The sequence below is a fragment of the Streptomyces sp. NBC_01549 genome, from assembly GCF_026339955.1.
GTDB lineage: Bacteria > Actinomycetota > Actinomycetes > Streptomycetales > Streptomycetaceae > Streptomyces.
Map to the genome: position 1 here is coordinate 2,403,273 of NZ_JAPEPW010000002.1, position 7,679 is coordinate 2,410,951.

General features: G+C 67.7%; 3 protein-coding genes and 3 pseudogenes. 3 read left to right on the forward strand and 3 right to left on the reverse strand.

Annotation, left to right across the window (positions count from 1 at the left end; translation table 11 throughout):
• Window positions 1-698: 698 nt before the first annotated feature.
• From OG819_RS46150 to OG819_RS46155, 3 genes and pseudogenes are all read left to right on the forward strand, one after another.
• Window positions 699-2,201, forward strand: a complete 1,503-nt coding sequence (locus OG819_RS46150; protein ID WP_266655406.1) for a right-handed parallel beta-helix repeat-containing protein — start codon at window positions 699-701, stop codon at window positions 2,199-2,201.
• 299 nt (window positions 2,202-2,500) lie between these two features.
• Window positions 2,501-2,737 (forward strand): annotated as a pseudogene (locus tag OG819_RS58840) (hypothetical protein); the annotation flags it as partial.
• A 1,445-nt stretch (window positions 2,738-4,182) separates the two neighbouring features.
• Window positions 4,183-4,512 (forward strand): SsgA family sporulation/cell division regulator, encoded by a 330-nt coding sequence (locus OG819_RS46155; RefSeq protein WP_266655408.1) that lies wholly within the window; start codon window positions 4,183-4,185, stop codon window positions 4,510-4,512.
• 187 nt (window positions 4,513-4,699) lie between these two features.
• On the opposite strand, the pseudogene OG819_RS46160 reads toward OG819_RS46155, so the two are convergent.
• The 3 genes and pseudogenes from OG819_RS46160 to OG819_RS46170 form a co-directional block, all read right to left on the reverse strand.
• Window positions 4,700-4,888: pseudogene (locus OG819_RS46160) on the reverse strand (ISAs1 family transposase); the annotation flags it as partial.
• Window positions 4,889-6,531: 1,643 nt separating this feature from the next.
• A complete protein-coding gene (locus OG819_RS46165; RefSeq protein WP_266655410.1) occupies window positions 6,532-7,002 on the reverse strand; it encodes a MarR family winged helix-turn-helix transcriptional regulator in 471 nt (156 codons plus the stop codon).
• Window positions 7,003-7,106: 104 nt separating this feature from the next.
• Window positions 7,107-7,452: pseudogene (locus tag OG819_RS46170) on the reverse strand (transposase family protein); the annotation flags it as partial.
• Window positions 7,453-7,679: the final 227 nt, after the last annotated feature.

The following is a 7,679-nucleotide window of genomic DNA, read 5'->3' on the forward strand; positions in this document are numbered from 1 at the left end:
TCGACGTCTGCTGTCGACCTGTCCCGCACCTCTGTCCGCTCCGCGACCGGCGACCGCCCCCGGGCCAGGACACCGGGCATGGGACGCGTCGCAGTCTGCCGCCAGCCCGGCAACGTCGCTTCGCGCGCTGCGGTCAGCTGAAGGTTGATCCCCGGGAGTGGACACCGGGTTTCATGCAGGTTGTCCACTCCGAAGGATCAGCCTCAGACTGTCCTGGCGGGAGCCTGGTGGAGCTGGTTACCGCACCGATCGGGTCGGCACAACCTTGTTTCGTGCTCGGATTGTCCCGAGGAATGGCGGCAAGGTGTCCGGGGCGGTGCAGCGTCCGGCGGTGTCCCGGTGGGCGGCGATGGTGTGCTCACCGGCCTGGAGCCGGAGCATCGGCCTGTCGGTGAAGATGCCCCGAGGCAGGGCGCGAGGTCACTCATGGCGGGCCTGCGAAGCCGTGCTCCAGGCGGCCGCGGCCAGCGCCATCAGTTCCGGCGAGCCGTGGCGGACATCGCCCTGTCACGCCCGACGAGCACCTGACGACTTCGGCCGCCCGTACGCCGCGGCACGGGCCGTCGCACCGGCCAGCGGTCGCACCCCGGTGACGGTCGAGGGGTGTGGAGAGTCTTTGGTGTCATCTCGCGTTCCCGAAAGTCTCCCGTCGCGCCTGTGGCGACTTCGGGGCTCGAGTACGTGGCTACGCTGCCGGGATGTCCCACATTTCCTTCAGTGAAGTCTTCCGTGTGCCTCCCGTGCTCCGCGTCCAGCACGCAGGCATCTTCCCGGCCGCTCGCCGCAGGTCCGGAAGGCTCCGGCGGTTTCTCACCGTCGCCGCGGCCACGGTGCTGGCCGGTGGCCCAGGACTCGCCTACGGGGCACCGGGGAACGTACCCGCCACCGGGCAGAAGAGCCCTGGATGCATCGCGTCGGGAACCGAGGAAGCCATCAACGCCGCGCTCGTCGGAGAGGGCGCCGCGGCGGTCCTGTGCCCTGGGGCGGTCTTCTCGCTGCACCATGAGGTCAGGTTCACCGCCCCGCGTCAGCAGCTCTACACACAGGGGCGTCCCACCGGCACCTCCCGGGCTGTTCTCCGGGTGGCCGACGCGTCGCTGACGAACGCGGTGATGGGCTACTACCAGGAGGGCGCGGCCGTCCGGAACATCGAGGTCGACGGAGACCGCGACCGGCTGGGGTGGGCCCAAGGCGGAGCGCTGGTGGAGATGGGCGGCACCGACAACCAGGTGGTGGAGGGCGTGTACGTCCACGACACCAGGTCCTGGTCGGGGATTCACTTCGCCGGGGGAAAAATTCACGACTCGACGCCGACATGCCAGAACGGACGGATCGTAGGCAACACCGTCGGCCCTTCGGGCTCGGACAAGGACCGGAAATGGGCCGACGGGATCTCACTCGACTGCGGCCACAGCCTGGTAGAGAACAACACGGTCACCGATGCCACCGACGGTGGCATCGTCATCTTCGGTGCTCCTGGCTCGACCATCCAGCACAACACAGTCACCGCCCTGACGCGCACTCTGCTGGGCGGCATCAACATGGTCGACTACTTCCCCACTGACGGTAACTACACCGGAACCGTGGTCCGGAACAACACCGTCGACGCGAAGGGCGCGTTCATCAAGGTGGGTATCGCCATGGGCTCGCAGGTGTGGGACTGCCCCACCAAGACCGTGTACGGCGGCACGGTGAAGGACAACATCCTGACCGGTGCGCACTTCGGGTACGGTTACGCGGCCAGTGGCGTGCGGGACTGGACCGTGACCGGCAACAAGGACGAGGCACAGCACGTGGGTGTGGCGGGTGACGGTTGCGGAGGACACAATTCTCGGCCCGCCGGGTTCCAATTCGACGCTCGGTCGGGGAACTTCCAGTCCGACTTCCGCCCCTCGACCCTCCACTATCTCCTGAGCGTGACGGAAGGACCGGCTTCTCCCGCCAAGTCCTCCGCAAGTCCGACGGGCGGTGCGGCGACGCCGACCACGAACGGCGGAGCCGCCCCTGCCTCGACACCGACAAGCAGCGCTTCCGGCGCCGCCGCGTCCGGTTTGACCGCACAGTCCGCAAAGTACCACTCCCTGGCCAAGACCGGCGCCTCAGGCAACCTTGCTGTCATGTGCGCGGGGGCCGTGGCGTTTCTGTGCGCAGGTGCCGGCATCTGGCTGAAAGCTCGCAAGCGACGCACGACCGGCTCCTGAAACCCACCCTTCACCCGGCAGGGGAAGATCCCGCTGGTCCGCGGACCCGGGCGCGCGGACTTCCCGGCCGCCACCTGAGCGTGCCGGAACAGACCTTCAACGCCTGCGCCCCGGGGCGGCGTCGACGACGAAGCGCTCGCCTGGAAGCCTGGTGACGTCGTCGCACGCCACCAGGAAAGCGAGTAGGTCAAGCGCAAGAAGTGATGTGTCCACGGGCAGTGGGACATCCGGGTGAGCGGACCACTCAAGTCCTTGCTGACGGACAGTCGATCTCCCTGCCCGGTGTGACGATTTGTCGCCTGTTCGGCTGCTCGGGCACGTACGGTCCCTGCGGTCGGACTCGCGGCTCCTGCGCCGTCTGCGATGTCAGTGGTGGCTGCGATGCCGGCGCCATGACCCTTGGAACCTGCTCGACTCAGAGCCCTGCCTGCCGGCTGGACCTCCGGCACCTGTTCGCCCGATGACCGAACCGGCCGGCAGCCCGGTAACCCGGCCTGGGGCAATGTGACATCACGGCCTTGGTCGTCAACTCGGTGGCATCCAGGGGCTCGAAGATTTCCGTGATCTCCTTGTAAGACTTCTTCGACGATCCCTCCAGGGGAAGACAGCTCGGCGCGTGCGTGGCAGCACCGAGCCCCCCGGAGGGATCAGCTGTTCGGAATTGATGATCGGCATTCACACGAACAGCCCCCTGGACAAGGAGATCAACTGTCCTGTCCGTGGAGCGGGAACCGGCGTGTCCGCCTACCAGGATCTCGCGCTGTCCGCTCTCACATCTCCGCGCGCGTCGAGCTCCGCCAGCGTGCGGACGGCCTCTCGCATGGCTTGGCAGGTCGGCGACGCGTTCGCATCGGTGCGGGCCGACGGACCGTCCCAACAGTGCTTTCGCGACATCGGGTTCGAAGCCCGACAGACACGATGACACCTCCCCCAGGTGCGCCGGCATCACCCTCGCACCTGGGTGCTGGCGCAGCTGGTCGCCCTTCCGGCCTGCTCGCGTCAGGCCGGCGAACACAGGACGGGGAACGACGAGTCGAAGCACGCCTTCGCCCGGGGACTTCGACACATGGCGGTCGTACTGGTGGCCCGGTCCCGGTCCGCGAATCGGGCTTCGCCGGGCGTCATGACGACGACGTCCGCTTGCGTACGGCGGCAAGGCGGCCATTGCCCGCGAAACAGGAGCGTCGGCGGAGTCGTCGAGGTGCGCTGTGAGCCGCTGCGGCACGCACTCGATGGGCTCGGATTCGCGGAGGCGCCCGGTTCTCCGACGATCAGCTTTGCCTGTACGTCGTCAAAAGACCGGACCCTTGGAGCGCGCCATTCGCTGATCAAGTACAGAAGGAGCGAAGCGGTCGATACGCGCGATCGGCTACGGACGCGGGGACCGGGCTCGGCCGCAGGGTTTCCTCCCGAACCACTCGAAACGACTCGTGAGGTATGCCACCCCACGAAAAGTCCAACGTTAAACAATCTGGAGTAATGTCATTTCCGTCCCCCGATCGGGGGGGGCGTCCGGAGGCCCTCCAATCCGAGATCCTCAGTGGAAAGATATAGAATGATCATGAATCACTTCGGCTGGCGCGCCACCACTGCGGCCACCACTTTCGTCATCGCTGTCAGCGCCCTCCTGGCAGCGGGCGGCACCGCGTCGCCGTGCACTCCCGTTCGTTGAGCGTCACCCAGCACGGTAACCGCGACCGTGGTGACGCGTGTGACGACCGCGTGCACAGGCTTCTGGACGGCAGCCACGGTTGGCGGCGAGGACCCGGTCACTTTCGCTACGACGACCACGCCGTCTGCAGCTGGGACCGTGGCCCGTGGGCTGTCGTGGTGAGCGACGCGCACGGTGTCACCCGCCGTACCGTCGACTGACAGCGGGGACCTGACGGGCGCGTTGCTCCGATGGCGCGGCCGCGCACCGCCAACCCGATCTCTTGGAGTAATTCGAGCAATGACCACCTGCGTAGATCAAGGGCTCCGCATGGAGCTCGCCCTTGCCTCGGGCGGAAGCGTCCCGGTACCGGCACGCTTGCTGTACACCTCGCGCGATCCGTTCGCCGTGCACATCGACTTCCACACGGGACTCGGTGACCCGGTCCGGTGGGCCTTCTCCCGCCACCTGCTGGCCGAAGGCCTTCGAACGCCCAGCAGCAACGGCGATGTGCGGCTCTGGCCCAGCGGCGCAGGGCGAGGCGCATTGCTGAAACCTCGCTCTTGCCTCGCCGTACGGGTCCGCCCGGCTCGCGGCCGCGCTCCCGGTGGTGGAGCGGTGGCTGGAGCGTACCTATCACCTGGTGCCCTCAGGCAGTGAGGCCGGTGGGTTCGACCTTGAAGCGGAGCTCGCCCGGATGCTCTACGGCAGGGGATGAGACTCCGGCTTTGACTTGCCCCTCGGGCTGAAGCCCGAGGATTCTGGCCTTCTCGATCGTTGCTGTGCCGCTACGCGGGACGGGGTTCGGCCAGGGCTTCGGCGTAGTCGGATGACGTCCGGTTTGTGATCATCCGAAGCCGAGGAGTGCGAGGGGTCGTCGGGGGTCCCGGGCGTGGCGCCGCAGGCCGGCCGCAAGGCTGGTGGCGCCGGACAGCTTCAGGGCGCCGATGGCCAGGTTGCGCCAGGTGGCCATCACGCGGGGTGCGTTGCCGGTCCGCAGCTGGGAGGCGTCCTCGGCGAAGGTGGTGTCGCGGACTGCAAGACGACGACCGTCCTGGCCGCTGTGGCCGCCGGCGCACAGATGGTCTCGAACGACAGGCTCTACGTCAGGTCAACCGCCCAGGGATCGGAGATCTGGGGGCTGGACGGATCCTCTCCGGCTTGTCGACTCCCCCGGCCGCCCCAAGCGCGTCGTCCCCCTGGCCTCGTACTTCTCCGGGGATGCCGGGCGCCTAGAAGCGGGCCCGCTGCTATTGATCGCGGTCGTGGTACCCCAAGTCACCGACAGTCGGACTCCCATCCGCCGCGAGGAAATGGACAGCTCGACAGGTTCGGCACTGCTGCACAGGGAGTTGTTGCCGTTCAGGGCGCCGCTGGCTGGGCATCGAACCCGACCCAGCACCTGGAGCCGAACCGCCCACTGCGGGTGGATTCCTACGCCTGGACTATGGCTACCAGCACGCGGCTCGTGCCGCAGAGTTGCTGCTCTTGGCATGGCCCCGCGGAAGTGAAGGGCAACCGCCGATTGGTCGACTCACCAGCCTCGCGGCCGGCCTGCGGCGCCACGCCCGCGACCCCAACGACCCCTCGCACTCCTCGGCCTCGGATGATCACAAACCGGACGTCATCCGACTACGCCGAAGCCCTCCCGCCGCCTGCGCCTGGGGGCACCTCCCGGCCGAAGGCTGGGGGAGAGTTCCCCGACCTGGTACACCACTACTGGTACTGGCAGGCCGACAAACTCTGGTCCGGGTCCTACTTCGCCGGCACCGTCGGCGGCGCCCCCCCTCACCGTGGTCAGGCAGTACATCGAGCACTCCCGGTAGCGGAAGGTCGGCGAGGGCCTCGAAAGACGCGCCGGAAGCGTACCCGCTGTCGGCGAGCCAGAGTTGGATGTCGCCGGGGAGCCGTGCGGCCCGGTGATCGCGCGGGGTCTTCTTCACCATCGGAACAAGAGCCGTCCTGTCCGAGGGGTTGTCGTGCGCTTCGATGGCCAGGGTTGCGTCCAGGGAGATGGTGTACGGGTTCGACCTGATCCGGGGGTTTGCTCCGGCTTCTGGCTGAGGGCCGCAATAGATGAACGGCCACCGGCTGATCTTCGAGATGTCGAGTCACGAAGGAGATCAGCACGATGACCGCACCCGACTGTGAGGATGTCGGTGTCCCGGACGGCGGTCTGACCCGGCACCCGACTGGCTGCGTGCCTTGAGACTGATCCGTTGGCTGCCGTCCGCGGTGCAACACGCCTCCCAGCCAGCGGACGTGTCCCGATAGGGCTTACGGCGCGACCACCCGTCAGTCTGCGCAGGACTGACGCGCCGGTCCAGAGAAGAGGGAGCTTCCACGGCGGGCGTCCCGTTGTCTGGCGGCGCAGCCTTCTGCGGAGCAACTGTCGACAGTGTCGCCATCCGGTCAGCCTGCGTCGCAGGAGGAGGACATCCGTCACCGGGCGCGTACCCGCGGCACATCTCAGACGGACATCTGGCGCAGGACGCTGGTTCCACAACGCGGACAGGAGTGTGTGACGCCGGCCGCGGTTCGTACAGGCCCACGCCCTCGAAGCTGCTCCGGACAGACCGACCGCCGCGGTGTCAGTCGCGCGAAGGCGTCAGCGGGCCGCATGTACAACGGGCGGCACGGCATGGGCCGCGTGGGCCGCGGCGGCATTCACGGAACCGGTCAGCCTCTGTGTTCGAGCTCGGCGAGTCGTGCTTGCACCCGGTCGCCGAGCTCGCTCAGCAGATCGAGCTGATCCGGCGTGATGTGATCGATCAGTACCGCGCGTACATCGGCCAAGTGCAGCGGCGCAGCCGATTCGATGAGCGTACGGCCCTGCTCGGTTATGATCACGACGGCGCCTCGCTGGTCGCTCTGGCAGCGCTCACGGCGCACCAGGCCGCGCTTCTCCATACGCGTCAGATGTTGTGACAGTCGGCTCTTCTCCCACCTGGTGGCGCGGCCGAGAGCCATTGACCGCATGCGTCCGTCCGCCGACTCCGACAGATGCGCCAGAACCTGGTAGTCGGCACTGGAGAGCCCGCAGCGGGTGCGCAGCTGCCGCTCGATGTACTCCGACAGGCCGTCCTGCATGGCCATGAGGCTACGCCAGGCCCGTTGCTCGCGTTCATCAAGCCATCGAGGTTCATCCATGGATCGATCCTAGCGCTTGGTTGACAAGTGAATCATTCCGTCTCTAGATCAACTACCGACTTCGGCTTGTCACCCTGGCAGGCCGGAGGCAGTGAGGTCCTTCGGCGTTGCCGCTCCGGAGTGAGGACCGCGGCGGCGATTGCCGTCATTCGATTCGGGCCTCCCCGCGCTCCGCGGAAGATCCGCCAGGACTTCAGACGGGCAATACCACGCTCTACCGGGGCCCGGGCTTTATCGAAAGTGCCCTGTCGACGGTCTGCCGGGTGAGCGACAGGCCCGCCTCCCGCAAGCCGTCTGGCCGGCCTGGTCGCCCACACGCCGGCACCGGTGCAGGCGCGGTCGGCCGGAGTCGGCACTCCTTGGCGCTCGCGGAATATTCCGCTGATGCGGTGTGCACCGGCCGCACAGGTCCAGGCAGCGCCCCGGCGGAGCGCGGGACGGCCACCCGACCCCCGCCGAGAGGGCGGGGCACGCCGTGACCGGTGGCCGGGGATCTCCACTCCGACGCGGGCGCGGAGCCGGGCGAGGGCATGCCGCGCCACGTGTTAACAACGAGCCATTGAACGGCTGTGGGGCAGCTGGACCTCCTGGATGTACGCCAACGGCGGCAACCTGCTCACCGAGGGGGACCGGAAGGGCGGGATCCCCGGGCTCTTGCCCGGGAATCAGGTCAAGGA